The sequence below is a fragment of the Brevundimonas sp. NPDC092305 genome (assembly GCF_044755415.1).
Taxonomy (GTDB): domain Bacteria; phylum Pseudomonadota; class Alphaproteobacteria; order Caulobacterales; family Caulobacteraceae; genus Brevundimonas.
Map to the genome: position 1 here is coordinate 796,940 of NZ_JBIVQY010000001.1, position 19,975 is coordinate 816,914.

Consider the following 19,975-nt stretch of genomic DNA (forward strand, 5'->3'; position numbering starts at 1 on the left):
GTTACGCAGTCGCCTGTTCGCGAACCCCCAGAACCCGACAGATGGCGTAGACGAGGTCCGCCCGGTTCAGGGTGTAGAAGTGGAAATCCTGGAAGCCCTCTTCCTGCAGACGGGCGCAGGTTTCGGCGGCCACGGAGGCGGCCAGCAGCTTGCGGGTCTCCGGATCATCGTCGAGGCCGTCGAAGTGGGCTTTCAGCCAGTCGGGGATCGAGGCGCCGCATGCGCCACACATCCGCGTCAGGCCGTTAAAGTTCGATACCGGCATGATTCCGGGGATCAGGGGAACCGTGACCCCCGCCGCACGGACCCGGTCCCGGAAACGTAGGAACGCGTCCATGTCGAAGAAGAACTGGCTGACCGCGCGGGTCGCGCCGGCGTCGATCTTGGCCTTCAGCACATCGATGTCGTGCTCGATCGACGGGCTTTCCGGATGGCGTTCCGGATAGACGCCGACAGTGATGTCGAAGCCGCCGACGCGGCTGATCGCCTGGGCCAGCTCGGTGGCGTTGGCGTAGCCGTCGGCGCGGGGCTGGTAGACGCCGCCAATGCCCGCGCCGCCGGGCGGGTCGCCACGCAGGGCCACGATGTGGTCGACGCCGGAGGCCTTATAGTCGCGTATGACCTGATCGACTTCCTCGCGGCTGGCGTCGACGCAGGTCAGGTGGGCGGCAGGCTTCAGCTCGGTTTCGGCAAGAATGCGGGTGACCGTGCGATGCGTTCGCTCCCGGGTCGATCCCCCCGCGCCGTAGGTCACGGACACAAAAGCCGGGTTCAGGGGCGCAAGCCGCTGGATCGCCTTCCAGAGATTGGCCTCGGCCTCATCGCTCTTGGGCGGAAAGAATTCGAACGATACGCGGGGGCGCGAAGTGTCCTGACCCGCCCGGGCCACCGGGCCGAGCGGGGAAAGCAGGAGGGCGCGAGCCTCGGACAGACTCAGTGGCTTGCTCATGCGGCGTTGGCCTTGGCTTCGCTGGGCCGCCGGGCAGTCCAGATGACGACCGTCAGGCCATCGGTGTCAGGGGGCAGGGCGATCGGCGCTGTGGGCTCAAGGCCCGCTTCGTCCAGCCAGCCGCGCATTTCTGCATCAGAGAATCCAAGGCGGCGGTGCTGATGCTCATCGCGCATCTGCTCCAGCTGGTGGGGGGCGAAGTCGACGATCAGCAGACGGCCGCCCGGGGAAACCAGCCGCGCAGCCTCGGCCACGGCGGCGGCCGGGTCTGCGAGGTAGTGCAGCACCTGATGCACCAGCACCAGATCCGCGCTGGCGGACGACAGGCGGGTCGCGAAGATGTCGCCGTGGCGCAGCTCGACCTTGTCCAGTCCGGCCTTGGCGACATTGGCGCGAGCGATGTTCAGCATGTTGTGGCTAAGGTCGAGGCCGACCGACATCTTGGCCTTCTTGCCGAGCAGGGTCAGCATCCGGCCCGAGCCGGTGCCGAGGTCGACGACGCGATCAAACGGGCCCTCGCCGGCGGCTCTCAGGATCGCGGCCTCGACCGCGCTCTCGCAGACATACAGCGAGCGGATGCGGTCCCACTGGGGCGCGACGCGTTCGAAATAGGCTTCGGCCGCGGTCTCGCGTTCGCGACGAACCTCTTCCAGCCGCCGGTCGTCCGCCTCGCCCGCCGAAGCGTCCAGCAGGTCGAGAACGGTGTCGATCAACCGACGGGCCGGAGCATCCGACGACAGGCGGTAGAAGACGCGGGCGCCATCCGGAAAACGCTCGATCAGTCCGGCGTCCGTCATCAGCTTCAGATGTCGGGACACGCGCGGCTGGCTCTGGTCGAGAATTCGCGACAGCTCCATCACCGACAGCTCATCGCCGGACAGCAGCGACAGCACCCGCAGACGGGTCGGCTCGCCGGCGGCGCGCAGGGCTTCGACGGTCTGTTCGGCGGATAGGCTCATAAAATCATATAAAGATATCCTTATATGATTTGGCAAGCGGAATGCGCCGCTCAGTCGGCCTTTTCGTCACCGGGTTGGCCATCCAGCGTCGACAGCCGGCGCTTGTTCACGTGTCCCTCAGGGGGCGGCGCGGCCTGATCCGGGTATTCGCCGCGGAAATAGTAGCGCTGCCACTGCTGTTTGGTCGCTTCGGGATCACCGGCTGCAAGGCTGTCATTGAACAGGGTGCGAGCCTTGGTCCAGGCCTCGTGCTGGCGGGCAAGGTCGCTGTCCTGCGCCAGACTGGACTGCACGGGTTGAAAGGCTTCGATCCGCTTGTGTTCGACGGGCTGGATGAAACAGAAGGGCTCGTCCTTCTGGAACTTTACGCGTCCCGGAGCGGTGAAGCGCCAGTTCATCGTGAAGGGGTAGGGGAGCCAGTCAGTCTCGATCAGGCCTTCGAGCGGCGCGATGCCGTGCTTGAAACGGTTGGGCACGCCGGATGCCCGCAGCGCCCAGCCCGGCGGCGTGCGGAACAACCAGCCAAGATGGAAGGTCAGGACGCCCTCGGTGAAGTGCGAGGTCGCGAAGTGGTCGAACAGGACGGCGTCCTTGTCCGGCTTGAAGGTGATCGAATCCACGCCTTTCCGACCGTCCCAACGCGCCTCGAAGCCGAAGGGGCACAGCAGCTCCCAGCCGGTCGTATTGGCCATGGTCAGGGGCAGGCAGCGATAGGGATGACGTGCGGCGAAGGCGTCCATCCAGTCGCGCTCCGGCCGACCGGGCACGAGCGCGGGCGGGTCGGGGCGCAAAGGGAAGCATTCGAGGATCGGAGCGGCGGCGTCGGTCAATGCGGAGTCTCTTGCGGTTCGGGTCGGCAGTGTCAGTCGCGAACGGGCGTGACAAGCGGCTGCTTGGCCAAGGCAGCCGACAGATTCTGCATAAGCAGCCCCAGCATCCCCTGCACCGCCTCGGTGGTCGCGCCGCCCGTATGAGGAGTCAGCACCGTGTTCGGGACGTCCGCCCAGCGGGCGGGGTCGGTCGGCTCGTCCTCATAGACGTCAAGCGCGGCCTGACCCAGTCGACCTGACTTCAGGGCGTCGATCAGCGCGGCCTCGTCCACCAGCTGGCCGCGGGCTACATTCACCAGCAGACCCTGAGGGCCGAGCGCCTCGATAATCTCCGGCGAGATCAGGCCGCGATTGTTCTCGTCCGCCTTGCAGGCGACGACGAGGATGTCGCTCGACCTGGCCAGATCAAGCAGGCTCGCGGCGCGAGGCCAGTCCGAGGCCTTTTCACGCGGTCCCCACCAGCTGACCGCCATACGCAGCGCCTCGGCCCGCGTCGCGATCGCCTGACCGATGGCGCCGAGCCCGACCACGCCGAGGCGCTGGCCCTTGAGCGAGGGCGTGATGACCTTTGAGTCCGGCGTCCAGCCGCCGGTGCGCAGGCTGCGATCGCCCTCGGCGATGCGCCGACGGGCGGAGAGGATCAGCCCGATCGCATGGTCGGCCACGTCCTCGTGGTTGACCCCGGGCGCGTGGGTGACCGGCAAGCCGCGCGCCCTGCACCAGTCGACGTCGATGCCGTCGTATCCCGAGGTGAAGCAGGCGATCAGCTCCAGCGCCGGCAGCTGTTCGATCAGCGTCTTGTCGAGCGGGAACTCACCGGCCACCACGAGCGCGCGGATATCGGCCTGCGCCTCCACCGGCGGCCCTTCCCAGAACCGGTAGACGGTCCACTGGCTTTCCAGAAACGGCGTCAGGGGCGCGAGATGGCGCTGCATGATCAGAAGGGCGGGACGGTCGCTCATTGCCGGATTACACCAGTCCCGAAGCGCAACGCCAAGCGCCGCTGGATCACGTCGGCGCAGGAGGGGCGAACAGCAGCCGGTCGGCCTTGACCGCCTCGGTGATCATGCCGGTCACAGCACGGATGCGGGCGAGGTTGCGCAGGTCGGCGTGCACGACCAGCCACAGGCTGCGCTCAAGATGCACGGCGTCGGGCAACACCCGCCTCAGCGACGGCTCCCGCGCGGCGATGAAGTCAGGCAGGACGCACAGTCCGGCGCCCGCGATGCAGGCCTGAAGCTGGGCGATCAGGTTGGAGCTCTGCAGCCCCACATGGATATCCACGTCCGGGGCGGACATGTAGTCCAGCTCGGGCGCGTAGAGCAGGTCGCCGATGTAGCCGATGAACCGGTGGCCAGCCATGTCGCCACGGGAAACGATAAGCGGCCGTGCATCGAGATAGGCGGGGGCGGCGTAGAGGCTGAGGCCGTAGTCGGTCAGTCGCCGGGACACGAGCCGGCCCTCGCGCGGCGCGCTGAGCGTGATAGCGATATCGGCCTCGCGCTTCGACAGGCTGAGAACACCGGAGATGGCGATCAGCTGGATCTCGAGGTTTGGATGGCGGTCGGCCAGCCGGGCCATCAGAGGCGCCAACACATAGCTGCCGAAGCCTTCTGGCGCCCCGATCCGAACTGTACCGCTGAGCGCCTGATCTGCTTCGCCCAGCTCGTTGGCGGCCAACAGGGTCAGGCTTTCGATCTTTTCGGCGGTTGGCATCAGGCGTTCGCCGTGAGGCGTCAGCGCATAGCCCTGCGGGCTGCGATCGAACAGGCGGGCGCCCAGCCCGGCCTCAAGCGCGGCGATGCGACGACCCACGGTGGTGTGATCCATTCCGGCCCGCGCGGCCGCGCCGGTGAGGCGGCCCGTACGGGCGACGGCCAGAAAGGCGCGGAGGTCGTTCCAGTTGAAATCGGACATTCTGCGATCCTGTGCAAAATCGCACATTGATTGCGCGAAACTTGCCATCGTATTTGCGAAATGGCCATGCGATATCGCCGCTCGCTCAACCGCGCCGCCAGCGAAAGACCGTCATGCCCTTCGATTCAGCCGCCTATCCGATGCCGAAGCCCATACTGGACAGCGCAGTTTCCGCCTCCGCGGAGGCTCTGTGCCCGGTCTGGACGGCCGAGAACCCGGACCGAGCCATGGCGTTCCTGTTCGTGGCCCCGAGCGATTGCGCGGCGGTCGACGTTCTTCTTTCGCTCTGAGGCGACGGCATGACCGAGACGCGGACCTCCAGCATTCCGGGCATGACGGCGGCGCATCCGGCCAACGCCCTGTTCACCAGCTTCGGCGCGCCTGATCCCTTGGTGGTCGCCGAAACCCTGATACAGCTGATGCAGAACGCGGCCGCCGCGACCCGCGCGGCTTGGGCGCAGGCCGCGTCGCCGCAGCCGCTGCCCTATGATCCGACGACGCTGACCCGCGCCATCATCGAGTTCAACACCAGCGTGATGATGCAGCCCGCAGCCCTTATGGCGGCTCAGGCGAAGGGCTGGAATGACTGGACCGCCCTGTGGCGGACCATGGGCGAGCGCGCGCTGGGGCAGGAGACGACGCCGGTGGCCACGCCCGCGAAGGGCGATCGTCGCTTCTCCGATCCGGCCTGGACGGAAGAGCCGGTCTACGACTTCCTCAAACAGTCCTACCTGCTGGCTGCGCGCCAGCTGCAGGAGTTCGTCGCCGCCGCGCCCGTGACGGACGAGGTGCGCGCACAGGTCGACTTCGTCAGCCGTCAGCTGATGAACGCCCTTTCGCCGACCAACTTCGCCCAGACCAATCCCGAGGTCGCCCGCCGCACGATCGAGAGCGGCGGCATGAACCTGATGACCGGGTTGTCGAACCTGCTGGAGGACGTGTCCGCCGGTCACGGCCTGATCCAGCGCCGTGCGCCGAACGACTTCGAGCTGGGCGTCAATATCGCCGCCACTCCGGGCGCGGTCGTGTTCAAAAACGACCTGATGGAACTGATCCAGTACGCGCCGACGACCGACAAGGTCTATCGCCGTCCGCTGCTGTTCGTGCCGCCCCTGGTCAACAAATACTACCTTTTCGACCTGTCACCGAAGTCCAGCTACCTGAAATGGCTGGTCGAGCAGGGCCATACCGTTTTCGTCATCTCGTGGGCCAATCCGGACGAGAGCCAGGCCGACACGGGTCTGGACAGCTATGTGAAGGACGGCCTGATCGCCGCCATGGACGCCATCGAACAGGCGACGGGCGAGGCTGATGTCGACCTCGTGTCTTACTGTTTGGGCGGCACGCTGTCGGCCATGACCCTGGCGTATCTGGCGCAGACGGGACGAGGCGATCGCGTCGCCAGTGCGACGCTGATCGCGACCTTGGTCGACTTCGGCGACATGGGCGAATGGTCGGTTTTCACCGGCGAGGCCGATCTGAAGGCCTTCGACCGCTATCTGGATCACAAGGGCTACGTAGAGTCCCACGATCTCGCCAAGCTGTTCTCGACCGTGCGCGCCAACGACCTGATCTGGTCGTCAGTGGTGAACCACTATCTGCTGGGCGACGAGGTCCGGGCCTCCGACCTGCTGTGGTGGTTCGACGACGGCTCGCGCATTCCGGCCCGCACGCTGAAGGAGTACGGCCGTCAGGTGCTTCAGCAGAACCGTCTGAAGGACAAGGGCGGACTGGTGATCGACGGCGTGGCGCTTGATCTTTCGGCGATCCAGACGCCTGTGATGATCGTCGCGCTGAAGGACGATCACGTCTCCGCATGGAAGAACACCTACGCCGGCCGGCGCTACTTCGGTGGGCCGACGCGGTTCCTGCTGGGCGGATCGGGCCACAACGCCGGCATGATCAATCCGCCGGCCGCCAACAAGCATGGCTATTGGACCAACGATGATGCCCCGGTCGATGCCGATGCATGGCTGGAAGAGGCCGAACAGAAGTCTGGCTCGTGGTGGCCGGAGTGGCAGGGCTGGTTGGACGAGGCGGCCGGAGACAAGAAGGTCAAGGCCCGCGTGGTCGGATCCGGTAAATTGCCGGCCGGCGAGGCGGCTCCCGGCTCCTACGTTCGGGTAAAACACTAAGTAGAAGGGGCGGCGGTTTCGAACCGCCGCCCCTTTCATTGTTATCGTCCGAACTTCTGGAACTTGATCCGGTGCGGGATCAGGCTTTCAACGCCGAGGCGCCGCTTCTTGTCTTCCTCATAGGCTTCGAAGTTGCCCTCGAACCATTCGACGTGGCTGTCGCCCTCGAAGGCGAGGATGTGGGTGGCCAGACGGTCAAGGAACCAGCGGTCGTGGGAGATGACCACGGCGCATCCGGCGAACTCTTCCAGCGCCTCTTCGAGGTTCTGCAGCGTCTCGATGTCCAGATCGTTGGTCGGTTCGTCGAGCAGGATCAGGTTGCCCCCCGTCGCCAGCGTCTTGGCGAGGTGGACCCGGTTGCGCTCACCGCCCGACAGCTGACCGACCTTCTTCTGCTGGTCGCCGCCCTTGAAGTTGAAGCTGCCGACATAGGCGCGCGTGTTGATCTCGCGCTTACCGACCATCATCACATCGGTGCCGCCCGAGATCGCCTGCCAGATGGTTTCGTCCGGCTTCAGGTCGTCGCGGCTCTGGTCGACATAGGCCAGTTTGACGGTCTCGCCGACGCGCAGCTTGCCGGCGTCCGGCTGTTCCTGACCGGTGATCAACCTGAACAGGGTAGACTTGCCGGCGCCGTTGGGGCCGATCACGCCGACAATGCCGTTCGGCGGCAGTTTGAAGTTCAGATCCTTGAACAGCAGCTTGTCGCCGTAAGACTTCTCCAGCCCCTCGACTTCCAGCACGACATTGCCGAGACGCGGGCCGGGCGGGATCTGGATGACGGCGTGGGTCTGGGCGCCGCGCTGCGCCTCCTGTTCATCGACCATCCGCTCATAGGCGGCCAGACGGGCCTTGGACTTGGCCTGACGGGCCTTGGCGCCTGAACGAACCCACTCCAGTTCGCGGGTGAGGGCGCGCTGGCGGGCTTCGGATTCCGACTGCTCCTGCACGACGCGCTTCTGCTTGGCTTCCAGCCAGGAGGAGTAGTTGCCTTCGTGGGGATGGCCCTTGCCGCGGTCCAGCTCCAGCGTCCACTTGGTCACCAGATCCAGGAAGTAGCGATCGTGGGTGACCAGGATCACGCAGCCCGGGAAATTCTCGAGGTGGTGCTGCAGCCAGGCCACCGACTCCGCGTCGAGGTGGTTGGTCGGTTCGTCGAGCAGCAGCATGTCGGGCTTCGACAGCAGCAGGCGGGCCAGCGCGACGCGGCGCTTCTCACCGCCCGAGAGGTTTGTCGTCGCCCAGTCGTCCGGCGGGCAGCGCAGGGCGTCCATGGCCATTTCGATGCGGCTGTCGATGTCCCAGACATCGCCGGCGTCGATCTTCTCCTGGAGGGTGGTCATCTCCTCCATCAGTTCGTCCGAGTAGTTCTCGGCCATTTCCATGGCGATGGCATTGAAGCGGTTGACCCACTGCTTCTCCTCGCACCACGCCTCGACGTTTTCACGGACGTTCAGGCTGTCGTCGAGCTGGGGCTCCTGCTCCAGATAGCCGCGCTTGACGCCGTCGGCGGCCTTGGCCTCGCCGGAGAATTCGTTGTCCAGCCCGGCCATGATCTTCAGCAGGGTGGACTTGCCCGAGCCGTTCACTCCGACGACGCCGATCTTGGCGTCGTTGTAGAAGCTCAGCCAGATGTTCTCGAAAATCTTCTTGCCGCCGGGAAAGGCCTTGGTCAGGCCCTGCATCTGGAAAATGTATTGCTGCGCCATGAGGTGCGGTGCGCCCTGTCGTCTGATCGGATGGGGAGGTTGGCGCGGGATGTAGCGACCGCCGCGCCGTTCGGCAAATGACTAGCGGCCGGGCAGGGCGGTTTGATGACCGTCAGGCGTAGTTGAAGCTGATCGAAATGCGCTCGGACTTCGCCGCGTTGGTCGGCACCTCGTGGCGCAGCCAGCTCTCCCACATCAGGACTGTGCCAGCTTTCGGCGTCAGATAGACGAAGGGTTTCTCGGCCTCAGGTGCCTCGGCGACGACTCCGGGGCGGGCCATCATCATGGGCAGGCGGGGGTCTTCCAGTTTCAACGCCGAGGCGCCGTCCGGGACCTCGACATAGACCGTGCCGCTAAGGAAGGCATGGGGGTGGATGTGCCCGGTGTGGCCGCCCCCGGGCTTGAGGATATTGACCCAGAGATTGTCGAGACGCGGCTTGCGGGCGAGGTCGAAGTTCAGCGCCTTGGCATAGAGGGCGGCGTGCCGATCGAGATGGCGTTTCAGCTCGGCGAACTCGGGCAGCCGGTGGGGCAGGTCTCCTAGCGAGCCGTATGAGGTGTAGCCGCGATAGCCGTGCGCCTTGCTCCATGCGCGCCCGGCCCCGTCTTCCTCAGCCAGCATCCGGCAGGCATCGGCGAGGCTGGCGTTGAAGGCATCGAAGCCCCGCCCTTCGGCAAGCGAGGCCTCATAGACTTGAGTGACGAACAGCGGGCGCAAGGACATGGGCGCTGGATAGCCGGTCTATCTGCCGGGGAGAAGGGAGCCTCAGAAAGGCAGAGCGGCCTCGCCTCGGAGGATCGCCTCCGCCTCTTTCGAATATTTCGCCCCGCTGCGCTCATGCAAAACCAGCGCGGGCAGCAGCCTGAGCGGCGCCTTGCCGGTCTTTACGGCCTGCACCAGCACCCGTTTGGCCGGCTCATCGGCGAAGGCGTGAATGGGGCGTACGGCGAATGAGCCAGCGGTCTCGCCAAGCCCTGCCAGCAGGTCAGCCAGACGGTCGGCGCGATGGATGACGACGATCTTCCCGCGCTCACGCACCCCCTTCAGCAGAAAACGGGTCCAGGCGATCAGGCCGTCGTCGGCCATCCAGGCGCCGTGCTTGCCGGGCGAAGGCGCGCGCAGGGCGGTCGGGTCGTCGAAAAAGGGCGGGTTGGACACCGCCCAGTCGAATGGCGCGCGATCCAGCGCGCGAAAACCGGCCGCGACGTCTCCGGTCAGGATCTCAACCTCGACGCCATTGAGCGTCGCGTTCCGTCGCGACAGATCGGCTGCGCCGGGATCGCGCTCCAGACCGGTCAGCGAAACGCCGGGTGACCGCGCCGCAATCTGCATCAGAACCGCCCCCGCGCCGCAGCCCGCCTCGATCACACGCTGACCGGGCCGGGCGTCCACAGCGGCGGCCAGCAGCGCGGCGTCCATCCCCGCCCGATACCCCTTCGCCGGTTGCAACAGCCGGACGCGGCCGCCCAGCAAAGCGTTCTCCACTACCTCCGGCGTTGATTCAGTGTCGGTTGCGACGGTCACGCGGCTTGACCCCTTCTGGCCCGAACACCATTGTGCGCCGCATCGTCGCCGGGCAAGGCTGCGTGTGGATTTTCAGGCGTGATCCTCCCTCTCTCACGCCGTTCCTGATGAGTATTCTGTTGGACGCTGTCACCGTCACCGAGACCCGTCGCAAGGGCGACGTCGAGCCGCTGGTTCGACTGGCGCGCGACGATATGTCGGTGGTGGACGCCTTGATCGTTGAGCGGATGCAGTCCGACGTGGCGGTCATCCCGATGCTGGCGGACCACATCGTGGCGGCGGGCGGCAAGCGGCTGCGACCGCTGCTGACGGTCGCGGCGGCGCGAGCGGCGAATGCGCCGAGCGGCATGGAGGCGCCGGTCCGTCTGGCGGCGGCGGTCGAGTTCATCCACACCGCGACCCTGCTGCACGACGATATCGTCGACGCTTCGGATCTGCGGCGGGGCAAGGTCGCGGCGCACCTGATCTGGGGCGCGCCGTCCAGCGTGCTGGTGGGCGACTTCCTGTTCGCGCGCGCCTTCGAGCTGATGGTCGAGACGGGGCAGATGAGGGCGCTCGGCATTCTGGCCAAGGCGTCCAGCGTGATCTCCGAAGGCGAGGTGCTGCAGCTGACGCGCGCCCACGACCTGAATCTGGATCAGGACACCTATCTGCAGATCATCTCCGCCAAGACCGCCGAACTGTTCGCCGCCGCTGCTGAGGCTGGCGCGGTTGGCGCAGGGGCGGATGAAGAGGTCGTGCAGGCGCTGCGTGCCTATGGCCTCAACCTGGGCATCGCGTTCCAGTTGGCCGACGACGCCCTCGACTACGGCGGCGCGTCCTCGACGTTGGGCAAGAACGCCGGCGACGACTTCAACGAAGGCAAGGCGACCCTCCCGCTGCTGCTGGCGGTCGCGCGGACGAAGGGCCACGACGACGGCTTCTGGGAACGCACCATCAACCGGGGCGAACGCACGCCTGATGATTTCAAGCGGGCGCGCGAACTGGTGGTCGGCGCGGGCGCGATCGGGGCGACGCTGGACGTCGCCGGCGACTACGCCGATCGGGCGAAAGCTGCGCTTTCACCTGTACCGGACGGCCCGTGGCGTGAGGCGCTGGAGCTTCTCGCCGACTTCGCGGTCAGCCGGGCAACCTAGCGCAGGCTTGCGCAGAACCGCTGGATGCGCACGCACGCCTCTTCGAGCACCGTCTCCGAGGTGGCGTAGCTGATGCGGAAATAGGGGCTGAGGCCGAAGGCTGATCCCTGAACCACCGCCACGCCTTCAGCGCCCAGCAGCTCCGCGGCGAAGGCGTCGTCGCTGTCGATCACGGCGCCGCCTTCGGTTCGCTTGCCGATCAGCCCCTCGATCGAGGGATAGACGTAGAAGGCGCCCTCAGGGACCGGGCAGCGGATGCCGGTCGCCTGGTTCAGCATGGACACGACCAGATCGCGACGCGCCTCGAACGCCTTGCCGCGCTCGGCGATGAAATCCTGCGGACCGTTTAGCGCCTCGACGGCCGCCGCCTGACTGATGGAGGAGGGGTTGGACGTCGTCTGGCCGGCGACCTTGCGCATCAGGTCGATCAGCGGCTTCGGTCCGCCCGCGTAGCCGATGCGCCAGCCGGTCATGGCGTAGGCCTTGCTGACGCCGTTTATGGTCAGGGTGCGGTCGTAGAGATCGGGCGCGACCTGCGCGATCGTCGAGTATTGGAAGTCGCCGTAGATCAGGTGTTCGTACATGTCGTCCGTCATCACCCAGACCTGCGGGTAGCCACGCAGGACGACAGCGAGGGCCTCGAGCTCGGCGCGAGTATAGGCTGCGCCGGTCGGGTTCGACGGACTGTTCAGGATCAGCCACTTCGTTCTCGGCGTGATCGCGGCTTCCAGCGCTTCGGGCTTCAGCTTGAAGCCATCCGCCTCATGACCGATCACGGTCACCGGCTCGCCGCCGGCCAGCAGCACCATGTCCGGATAGCTGACCCAGTAGGGCGCCGGCACGATCACCTCGTCGCCGGGCGACAGGGTGGCGACGAGGGCGTTGTACAGCACCGCCTTGCCGCCGGGCGCAACATGGATCTGGTCCACGCCGTAGGTCAGGCCGTTCTCGCGGGCGAACTTGGCGACAACGGCGGCCTTGAGCGCCGGAGTGCCGTCCACGTCCGTGTACTTGGTCTCGCCCCGCTGGATGGCGGCGATGGCGGCCTGCTTGACGTTCTCCGGCGTATCGAAGTCCGGTTCGCCGGCGCCCAGCCCGATCACATCGCGTCCTTCGGCCTTCAGCTTGCGCGCCATGGCCGTGACGGCCAGCGTCGCGGACGGCTTCACGCGAGCAAGGGCGGAGGACTGCAGACTGGACATGGACGATTCCCCGGGGACGGGGAACTTCCTTACGCAGATGCGAAAGCGGGGGCAAACGAGGATGGCTCGCCGAGGCCGCTGGAGGGTGATAATCGCGGCGGGTGATGCGCCGTATCCTCGACTTCATCCTGAACATGGAGGGCCGCCGGTGGCGGGCGGCGTTGGCGACTGCGCTCTTGCTGGGGCTGACGCTGGGTCTGCTGGCGATCGGCAAGAGCCAGCTGGGGCTCGCGACCGAGGCGAAGCTGGAAGCGTGGCTTCAGGGATATGCGGGCAGCCCGTGGGCGTTCGCGGCGACGGTCGCGCTGTTCATCATCGCCGCCTTCATTGGCGCGCCGCAGTTCATCCTGATCGCTGCGTGCGTTGTCGCTTTCGGCCCGTCGCTGGGGTTCTTCTACAGTTGGGCGGCGACGGTGGCGTCGGCGGGGGTGACCTACTGGCTGGGTCGAGGGCCGACCGCTCGGCTGGTCGATCGCTTCGGCGGGCGGACGATGGAGCGCCTGAAGTCCTTCATCGGGCGCAACGCCTTCTACGCCAGCTTCATGATCCGGAACGTGCCGTCCGCGCCGTTCATCGTCGTCAACATGGCGTTCGGGGCGACGCGGGCAGGGTTCTGGTCTTTCCTTGCCGGCTGCGCGTTGGGTGTATTGCCCAAGACAGCGCTGGTGGCGTTCTTCGGCGGCGCGGTGGTTTCGGCGGTATCAGGCGACGGGGTCTGGACGTCGTTGATCCTCGCCGGGGTGGCGGTGGTCTGGCTGGGTCTGATGCTGGGTGTCCGCGAACTGGTGAAGCGACGGGAGCGTGCCGCCGGCGCGCCGGACTGAACTGAAACGACGGAGAGAGACCGATGCTCAAGCTTTATTACTCGCCCGGCGCCTGCGCCATGGCCTCGCACATCGCACTGGAAGAGGCGGGGGCGGACTACGAAGTGGTCGCCATCGATTTGAAGACCGGTCAGCAGAAGACGCCGGAATATCTGGCGATCAATCCCGCGGGCGTGACCCCTGCGCTGGTCACCGACGAGGGCGTGCTGACAGAGAACCTCGTCATCATGGGCTATGTCGCCCAGACCCATCCCGAGGCGAAGCTGGCGGACAACGATTCAAGCTTCGAGTTCGGCAAGATGCAGGCGTTCAACGGTTTCCTCGGCTCGTCCCTGCACCCGGCGATCGGCAGGGTGCTGTTCGCCCGTCCGCCGCTTGAGGGCGAGGCCCGGGACAAGGCTCTGGAGATGGCTTTGGCGAAGTACGATCTGGTCGAACAGCACCTTCTGAAGGGGCCTTGGGCGATGGGAGAACAGTACACTGTGGCGGACGGCTATCTGTCGGTCTTCACCCGCTGGCTGAGGCAGGCGAACCTGCTGGACGCGTCCCGTTTTCCGAAGTTGAACGCCCATCTGGATCGCGTTCAGGAGCGGCCGGCTGTCCAGCTCGTGTTGTCGATGGAAGGTCTCGCGCCAGTTTGACGAAGGCCTGCTGACGGCATCGTGAACGGCCAAGGTCCCCGAGTGGACCGGTTGGCTGGTTCGAGGGTCCACGAGGGCTTGTATTCGTCTGCGCACACGGGCAAACGGGCCATCGATCGGTCAGGCGATAACGATCAGGAGGCGAGGCGCGTGGGGATGCGCACCGCCGGGGCCGTCGCCGTACGGATCAGGTTTGACGCACTCCCCGGCCTGGCCCCGGGCCTGAAGGAACGGTATTCCAATCCCATGCTGTCTGGACTCTTCGGCGCGATCTCCAACGACATCGCCATCGACCTCGGCACCGCCAACTGCCTGATCTACCAAAAGGGCAAGGGCATTGTCCTGAACGAGCCTTCGGTTGTCGCCCTGCGCACCGTCGGCGGCCGCAAGGTTGTCCATGCCGTGGGCCTCGAAGCCAAGCAGATGCTGGGCCGTACTCCCGGCCACATGGAAGCCATCCGTCCGATGCGCGACGGGGTCATCGCCGACTTCGAAGTCGCCGAGGAGATGATCAAGCACTTCATCCGCAAGGTTCACAACCGCAAGGGTTTCGTGAACCCGAAGGTCATCGTGTGCGTGCCGTCGGGCGCCACGGCGGTTGAGCGCCGCGCCATCAATGACAGCTGCCTAAACGCCGGTGCGCGCCGCGTGGGTCTGATCGACGAGCCGATGGCCGCCGCGATCGGCGCCGGCCTGCCGATTCACGAGCCGCAGGGTTCGATGGTCGTCGACATCGGCGGCGGCACGACCGAGGTGGCCGTGCTGTCGCTGTCGGGCATCGTCTATTCGCGTTCGGTTCGCGTCGGCGGCGACAAGATGGACGAGGCGATCATCAGCTACATGCGCCGCAACCATAACCTTCTGATCGGCGAGACGACCGCCGAGCGCATCAAGAAGGACATCGGCACCGCCCGCATCCCGGCCGACGGCGAAGGCCTGTCGATCGACGTGAAGGGCCGCGACCTGATGCAGGGCGTGCCGCGCGAGGTTCGGATCTCCGAGCGTCAGGCCGCCGAGGCTCTGGCCGAACCGGTGACCCAGATCGTCGAGGCCGTGAAGGTCGCGCTGGAAGCCACCCCGCCGGAACTGGCCGCCGATATTGCCGACAAGGGCATCATGCTGACCGGCGGCGGCGCGTTGCTGCGGGGTCTGGACGTCGAAATCCGCGACCATACCGGCCTGCCGGTCTCGGTCGCTGAGGACCCGCTGTCCTGCGTGGCCGTGGGCTGTGGCCGCGTGCTGGAGCATCCGCGGTGGATGAAGGGCGTGCTCGACTCCGCGCTTTAAGTCGCGGCGTTGCGGCAAAGGTCGAAAGACCGCCTCAAATCCTTGGCATTTCGCCGTTTCTTCCGTTTCCCGCGGGCGCGGATTTTGCGATAGATTCGGCAAGTCGGCCGGTGGCGTCCGACTGAGTCCCTCATTTCAGGAAGGCGCGCCGTGGCGTTTCGCGACGGACCGTTCGAGAACATCAAGGTGCCGCTGGTCTGGACGTCCGCGGTGGTGGTCGTTGCCGCCATCGTCGGCGCACTGGCGTTGCTCGTAACCGATAGCGGCGGCGACGCTTCGCCCTACCAGGGCGCGCGCGATGGCGTGGATGCGACGACCGGGCCGGTGGGCGGCGTACTGGCTGCGCCTGTGCGGTGGCTTGGCGGCGTGCGTGACGGGATTGGCGGCTATTTCTTCGCCGTTTCCGAGAACCGCCGGCTGAAGCAGGAACTCGCCGAGATGCGGGGATGGCGCGACGATGCGATCGCGCTGAAGACAATCAATGCCCGCTACGAGACCTTGCTGGGCCTGCAGCCTGAACCCGCCGTCGCGCTCGCGACCGCCCGCAGCGTCGCGGAGTCGCGCGGGCCGTTCAAGAACGCCCGGGTTCTGGACGCCGGTACGGGCAAGGGCATCCGCATAGGCAATCCGGTCATCAATGAATACGGACTGATTGGTCGCATCTCCGGAGTGACCGGGCGATACAGCCGCATGGTCCTTTTGACCGACGTGGCCAGCCGGACGCCCGTGATGATCGACCGCACCGACGGCCGGGCCATCCTGACCGGCGACGGGTCGGAAAGTCCGCGTCTCGAGTATGTCAGAGGGGAGGGGACTGTTCAGGCAGGCGACCGTATCCTGTCGTCCGGCGACGGCGGCGAAATTCCCCGTGGCGTGCCGATCGGGGTCGCGGCCAAGGGCGCGGATGGCGCCTGGCGGGTCAAGCTGTTCAGCGACCGCGGGCCGGTCGACTTTGTCCGGGTGATGCTGTTCGAGAGCTTCAGCGACCTGGTCGATCCGCGCACCCTGAATGCGCCGCCCCTGTCCGGTTTGACGCCGGTGCCGGTTCCGCCCAGACCCGCGCCACGTCCGGCGACGCCAACCGCGACCACGGCCGCTGCTTCGCCGTCCTCGACGCCCCCTGCGGCTACCCAACCGACCGCGCCCGCACCCGGAACGGCCCAATGAGACGGCCGATGGCCGTTCGGGTGGTGGGGCCGGAACAGTGGATTCTAATCCCGGCGCTGATCGTCATCGCCGCCACGATCGTGCTCGCCATTCCGATGAGAGTGTTCGGCCTCAGCCTGCCTGAACCCGTGCTGCCGATGCTGCTGGCCTTTGCGTGGCCGCTGGTCCGGCCCTCGGTTCTGGCGCCGCTGGTGCTGGCGGCGCTGGGCCTGTTCCTTGATCTGTTCTGGGGCGGGCCGCTGGGTCTTTGGCCGTTGGTGCTGCTGGTCGTCTACGGCGTCATTCTGGCGGCGCGGAACATCCTGGCGGGGCAGGAGAGCATCTTCCTGTTCCTCTGGTACGCAGGCGGTTGTCTGCTGGCGTTCCTGATCGCCTGGCTGGCGGTGTCGTCGATCTCGGGGTCGATGCCCAGCCTTTGGGCCGTCCTTCTTCAGGTCCTGCCGACGCTCGCGCTGTTCCCGATCGCGCTGTTCATGCTCGACCGCTTTGACGACGGCGACGTGAGATTCAGATGAGCTCTGAGCCGTCCATCTTCTTCGCGGACCCGAACGAGCGGCAGGGCTCCTTCCTGCGACGCACCTTCGTGCTGGGCGGTCTGACCGCACTGGGCGGCCTTGCGTTGAGCGGCCGGCTGGCCGAGCTGCAAATCTTCAAGGCCCAGCAGTATGCGACGGCGGCCACCGAGAACCAGTTCAACTTCCGCCTCGTCCCACCACCGCGTGGACGGATTCTCGACCGCGACGGCCGGGTGATCGCCGGCAACCGTCCAAGTTTCCGCGTGCTCGTGGTGCGCGATGAGACCAAGGATCTGGACCAGACGCTGGACCTGCTGGGTCGTCTGCTGCCGGACACGCTGGATCGCCGCCGCAACATTATCCGCGAGGTCAACGCCGCCCCGCGCTTCAGCCCCGTTCCGGTCAAGAGCGACCTGACGTGGGAGGAGTTCGCCCGGGTCAACCTGCACGCCAACGAGCTGCCGGGCGTGATGGCCGACATGCATGACGCGCGCTTCTACCCGTTTGGCGGCTCGTTCGCCCACGTGATCGGCTATGTGGCCAAGCCCAATGACCGGGACATCAAGGCGATCAAGGATCGCGGCGAGCAGGTGCCGGAAATTCTCTACAACCCCGGCTTCCGCATCGGCCGTCAGGGCGTGGAAAAGGCTTTCGATCTCCCCCTGCGGGGAGAGGCCGGCGGCACGCGGGTCGAGGTGGACGCCCGTGGGCGTGTCGTCGCCGAGGACGTCGGCGGCTCCCGGCCCGCGATACAGGGCGACGACGTCGTCCTGACGCTGGACGCCGACATCCAGAACCGCGCGCTTGAGGTGTTCGGCGAGGAGGCCGGCAGCTGCGTGGTCATGGATGTGCGCAACGGCGACATCCTCGCCATGGTGTCGGCGCCGTCGTTCGATCCGAACCTGTTCGTGGGCGGGGTGCCGTCCAGCATCTATCGCGCGCTCGCGGACTATGAGCGGCGGCCGTTGCTGGACAAGGCCCTGTCCGGCACCTTCGCGCCCGGTTCGACCTTCAAACCGGTCGTCGGACTGGCCTCGCTGAAGCGGGGCGGAAATCCCGATCGCCGTATCGTCTGCAACGGCGGCTATTATCTGGGACGGCGGTTCGCCTGCCTTGGACGGCACGGCGCGCTGGATATGCGCGGCGCCATCAAGAACTCCTGCAACGTCTACTTCATGACGCTGGCCGTCGAGATGGGGCCGGACGCGATCGCCGAGACGGCTCGCGCGATGGGACTGGGCCAGACGTTCGACATCGGCATCGGTGGGCAGAAGGCTGGACTCGTTCCGGACCGCGAATGGAAACGCCAAACCTTCAAGGGCGAGCAACAGACATGGTGGCCCGGGGAAACGCCGAGCTACGCGATCGGTCAGGGCGCCCTGAACGTCAACGCCCTGCAGCTGGCGGTGTACACATCCCGGCTCGCCAACGGGCAGAAGGCGGTCATGCCCCGTCTGATCAAGTCGGTCGGGGGTGTGGAGCAGACCCACGGCGACTTCGCCGACCTCGCCTATGACCCCGCCATGCTCAAGGTTCTTCGCGACGGGATGGAGGCCGTGACCGACGTCGGCGGCACCGGGTTCCGCAATAGCCAGCTGGGCCTCGGCAGCATCAAGATGGCCGGCAAGACCGGTACGGCGCAGGCCCGCAACTATGGCTCCGGTTCCCGCAAGGGGGCCGGCCGGCCGTGGGAGCAGAAGGACCACAACCTGTTCATCGCCTATGCGCCCACCGACAATCCCCGTTATGCGGTGTCGGTGATCGTCCAGCACGGCGGCATGGGCGGCGGGACGGCCGGCGCCCCTCGTGCTCGCGAGGTGATGAGGGTAGCGCTGCTGAAAGATCCGGAGATGCGTCAGCGGATCGAGCAGGCCGGGCTTGTCACGACGGAAGATCCCGGAGCTCACGAGGTCGAGGCGGTGGCTGCGGAACAGTCCGCCGCTCAACCGGTCGGTGACGTCGCCGCTCCCGTCGCCGAATCGCCGCCCGAGGCGCCGCGATGACCTCCTCGGCCCTGACCCGTCCCGGCGAGCGTGATCGCGTCTCCACCAAGCTTGGCGAGATCGACTGGCGGCTGGTGGGCCTGCTGTGCGTCATCGCTGGCGTCGGTGCGGCCATGCTGTACTCGATCGCGGGCGGACATTGGCAGCCTTGGGCGGCCAAGCACCTGATCCGGTTCTCAGCGCTTCTGGTCGCCATGCTGGCGCTGTCGATGGTTCACCTGAAGTGGTGGTTCCGGGCAGCCTATCCGCTGTATGGGCTGCTGCTGATCCTTGTGCTGATGATCGAGTTCACGCCGCTGGGCTATACGGCCGGCGGGGCCCGGAACTGGCTGAACCTCGGCTTCACCCGCATCCAGCCGGCCGAGTTCATGAAGCTCGGCCTCGTGCTGGCGCTGGCCCGCTGGTACCACAATCATTCGGCCCAGGACGCGAAGTGGTCCTGGAAGCTGCTGATTCCGGCCGGCATGATCGGCGTGCCCTTCATCCTTGTGGCCAAACAGCCTGACCTCGGATCGGCGATGATCATCGGGCTGACAGGAGGGGTGATCATGTTCCTCGCAGGGCTGAGCTGGCGGATCATCGCGGCGGGCGCGGCCGCGGCCGTGGCGATCGTTCCGCCGTTCGTTATCTTCGGCATGCACGACTACCAGCGAAATCGCGTGCTGACCTTCCTGAACCCGGAGTCCGATCCGACCGGCACCGGATACAACATCATCCAGTCCAAGATCGCGCTCGGGTCCGGAGGTCTTCTCGGCAAGGGATATGGCCTCGGCAGTCAGAGCCAGCTGGAATTCCTGCCCGAGCGGCACACCGACTTCATTTTTTCAACGGTGTCGGAGGAGTTCGGCTTCGTCGGTTCGTTCACCGTTCTGGCCTGCTACATCGCAGTCATCCTGATCGCGCTCCGGATCGCATCGCTCTCACACAGCCATTTCGGGCGCGTCGCGGCGGGTGGCATGACGGCCTTCTTCGCCCTGTTCGTGGCGATCAACGGCGCGATGGTGATGGGGCTGGCGCCAGTGGTGGGCGTGCCGATGCCGCTGCTGTCCTATGGCGGGTCGTCGATGATGACGGTGATGTTCGGCTTCGCTCTCGTGCTGGCCGTGCGGGTGCACCGTTATGCCGAACTGCCCAAGGGCCGCGACCTGTTCTGATCGGGGCGACAGGAGCTAGGAT

The 19,975-nt window shown here is 66.3% G+C and carries 18 protein-coding genes; 9 read left to right on the forward strand and 9 right to left on the reverse strand.

Annotation, left to right across the window (positions count from 1 at the left end):
- Position 1 precedes the first annotated feature (1 nt).
- From metF to ACIQC9_RS03950, 5 genes are read right to left on the reverse strand one after another with little or no spacing between them, the layout of a single operon-like run.
- Positions 2-949 (reverse strand): methylenetetrahydrofolate reductase [NAD(P)H], encoded by a 948-nt coding sequence (metF, locus tag ACIQC9_RS03930; RefSeq protein WP_400612615.1) that lies wholly within the window; start codon positions 947-949, stop codon positions 2-4.
- Positions 946-1,908, reverse strand: a complete 963-nt coding sequence (locus ACIQC9_RS03935; protein ID WP_400612617.1) for an ArsR/SmtB family transcription factor — start codon at positions 1,906-1,908, stop codon at positions 946-948. Before ACIQC9_RS03935 ends, metF begins: the two co-directional genes overlap by 4 nt.
- A gap of 50 nt (positions 1,909-1,958) precedes the next feature.
- Positions 1,959-2,738, reverse strand: coding sequence for a DUF6065 family protein (locus ACIQC9_RS03940; protein WP_400612619.1), 780 nt, complete (start codon positions 2,736-2,738; stop codon positions 1,959-1,961).
- A 32-nt stretch (positions 2,739-2,770) separates the two neighbouring features.
- Positions 2,771-3,700, reverse strand: coding sequence for a 2-hydroxyacid dehydrogenase (locus ACIQC9_RS03945; RefSeq protein ID WP_400612622.1), 930 nt, complete (start codon positions 3,698-3,700; stop codon positions 2,771-2,773).
- A gap of 46 nt (positions 3,701-3,746) precedes the next feature.
- Positions 3,747-4,655 (reverse strand): LysR family transcriptional regulator, encoded by a 909-nt coding sequence (locus tag ACIQC9_RS03950; RefSeq protein WP_400612625.1) that lies wholly within the window; start codon positions 4,653-4,655, stop codon positions 3,747-3,749.
- 299 nt (positions 4,656-4,954) lie between these two features.
- Between ACIQC9_RS03950 and ACIQC9_RS03955 the strand changes: the two genes are divergently transcribed.
- On the forward strand, positions 4,955-6,790 hold the full coding sequence (locus ACIQC9_RS03955) for a PHA/PHB synthase family protein (RefSeq protein WP_400612627.1): 1,836 nt from the start codon (positions 4,955-4,957) through the stop codon (positions 6,788-6,790).
- A gap of 41 nt (positions 6,791-6,831) precedes the next feature.
- On the opposite strand, the gene ettA is transcribed toward ACIQC9_RS03955, so the two are convergent.
- From ettA to ACIQC9_RS03970, 3 genes are all read right to left on the reverse strand, one after another.
- Positions 6,832-8,499: an energy-dependent translational throttle protein EttA gene (gene ettA / locus ACIQC9_RS03960; RefSeq protein WP_400612628.1), complete on the reverse strand. Its 1,668-nt coding sequence runs from the start codon at positions 8,497-8,499 to the stop codon at positions 6,832-6,834.
- A 112-nt stretch (positions 8,500-8,611) separates the two neighbouring features.
- On the reverse strand, positions 8,612-9,223 hold the full coding sequence (locus ACIQC9_RS03965; RefSeq protein ID WP_400612631.1) for a TIGR02466 family protein: 612 nt from the start codon (positions 9,221-9,223) through the stop codon (positions 8,612-8,614).
- Positions 9,224-9,265: 42 nt separating this feature from the next.
- Positions 9,266-10,024 (reverse strand): tRNA1(Val) (adenine(37)-N6)-methyltransferase, encoded by a 759-nt coding sequence (locus ACIQC9_RS03970; protein ID WP_400612633.1) that lies wholly within the window; start codon positions 10,022-10,024, stop codon positions 9,266-9,268.
- A gap of 107 nt (positions 10,025-10,131) precedes the next feature.
- On the opposite strand from ACIQC9_RS03970, the gene ACIQC9_RS03975 reads away from it, so the two are divergent.
- Complete coding sequence (locus tag ACIQC9_RS03975; RefSeq protein WP_400612635.1) at positions 10,132-11,160, forward strand: polyprenyl synthetase family protein; 1,029 nt, start codon at positions 10,132-10,134, stop codon at positions 11,158-11,160.
- Here ACIQC9_RS03975 and ACIQC9_RS03980 read toward each other — a convergent pair.
- Positions 11,157-12,362: a pyridoxal phosphate-dependent aminotransferase gene (locus ACIQC9_RS03980; protein WP_400612637.1), complete on the reverse strand. Its 1,206-nt coding sequence runs from the start codon at positions 12,360-12,362 to the stop codon at positions 11,157-11,159. The genes ACIQC9_RS03975 and ACIQC9_RS03980 overlap by 4 nt on opposite strands.
- Positions 12,363-12,466: 104 nt before the next feature.
- Between ACIQC9_RS03980 and ACIQC9_RS03985 the strand changes: the two genes are divergently transcribed.
- From ACIQC9_RS03985 to rodA, 7 genes are all read left to right on the forward strand, one after another.
- Positions 12,467-13,186, forward strand: a complete 720-nt coding sequence (locus tag ACIQC9_RS03985) for a TVP38/TMEM64 family protein (protein ID WP_400612639.1) — start codon at positions 12,467-12,469, stop codon at positions 13,184-13,186.
- Between the two features lie 23 nt (positions 13,187-13,209).
- Positions 13,210-13,827 carry a glutathione S-transferase family protein gene (locus tag ACIQC9_RS03990; protein WP_400612641.1) on the forward strand — a complete coding sequence of 206 codons (618 nt, stop codon included), beginning with the start codon at positions 13,210-13,212 and terminating at the stop codon, positions 13,825-13,827.
- 246 nt (positions 13,828-14,073) lie between these two features.
- On the forward strand, positions 14,074-15,114 hold the full coding sequence (locus ACIQC9_RS03995; RefSeq protein WP_400615368.1) for a rod shape-determining protein: 1,041 nt from the start codon (positions 14,074-14,076) through the stop codon (positions 15,112-15,114).
- Between the two features lie 150 nt (positions 15,115-15,264).
- Complete coding sequence (gene mreC, locus ACIQC9_RS04000; protein WP_400612643.1) at positions 15,265-16,281, forward strand: rod shape-determining protein MreC; 1,017 nt, start codon at positions 15,265-15,267, stop codon at positions 16,279-16,281.
- Positions 16,282-16,289: 8 nt separating this feature from the next.
- Complete coding sequence (locus ACIQC9_RS04005) at positions 16,290-16,796, forward strand: hypothetical protein (RefSeq protein ID WP_400612646.1); 507 nt, start codon at positions 16,290-16,292, stop codon at positions 16,794-16,796.
- On the forward strand, positions 16,793-18,799 hold the full coding sequence (gene mrdA / locus ACIQC9_RS04010; protein WP_400612648.1) for a penicillin-binding protein 2: 2,007 nt from the start codon (positions 16,793-16,795) through the stop codon (positions 18,797-18,799). Before ACIQC9_RS04005 ends, mrdA begins: the two co-directional genes overlap by 4 nt.
- On the forward strand, positions 18,796-19,953 hold the full coding sequence (gene rodA, locus ACIQC9_RS04015; RefSeq protein WP_400612649.1) for a rod shape-determining protein RodA: 1,158 nt from the start codon (positions 18,796-18,798) through the stop codon (positions 19,951-19,953). The genes mrdA and rodA overlap by 4 nt, the downstream gene beginning before the upstream one ends.
- The last annotated feature ends 22 nt before the right edge of the window (positions 19,954-19,975 follow it).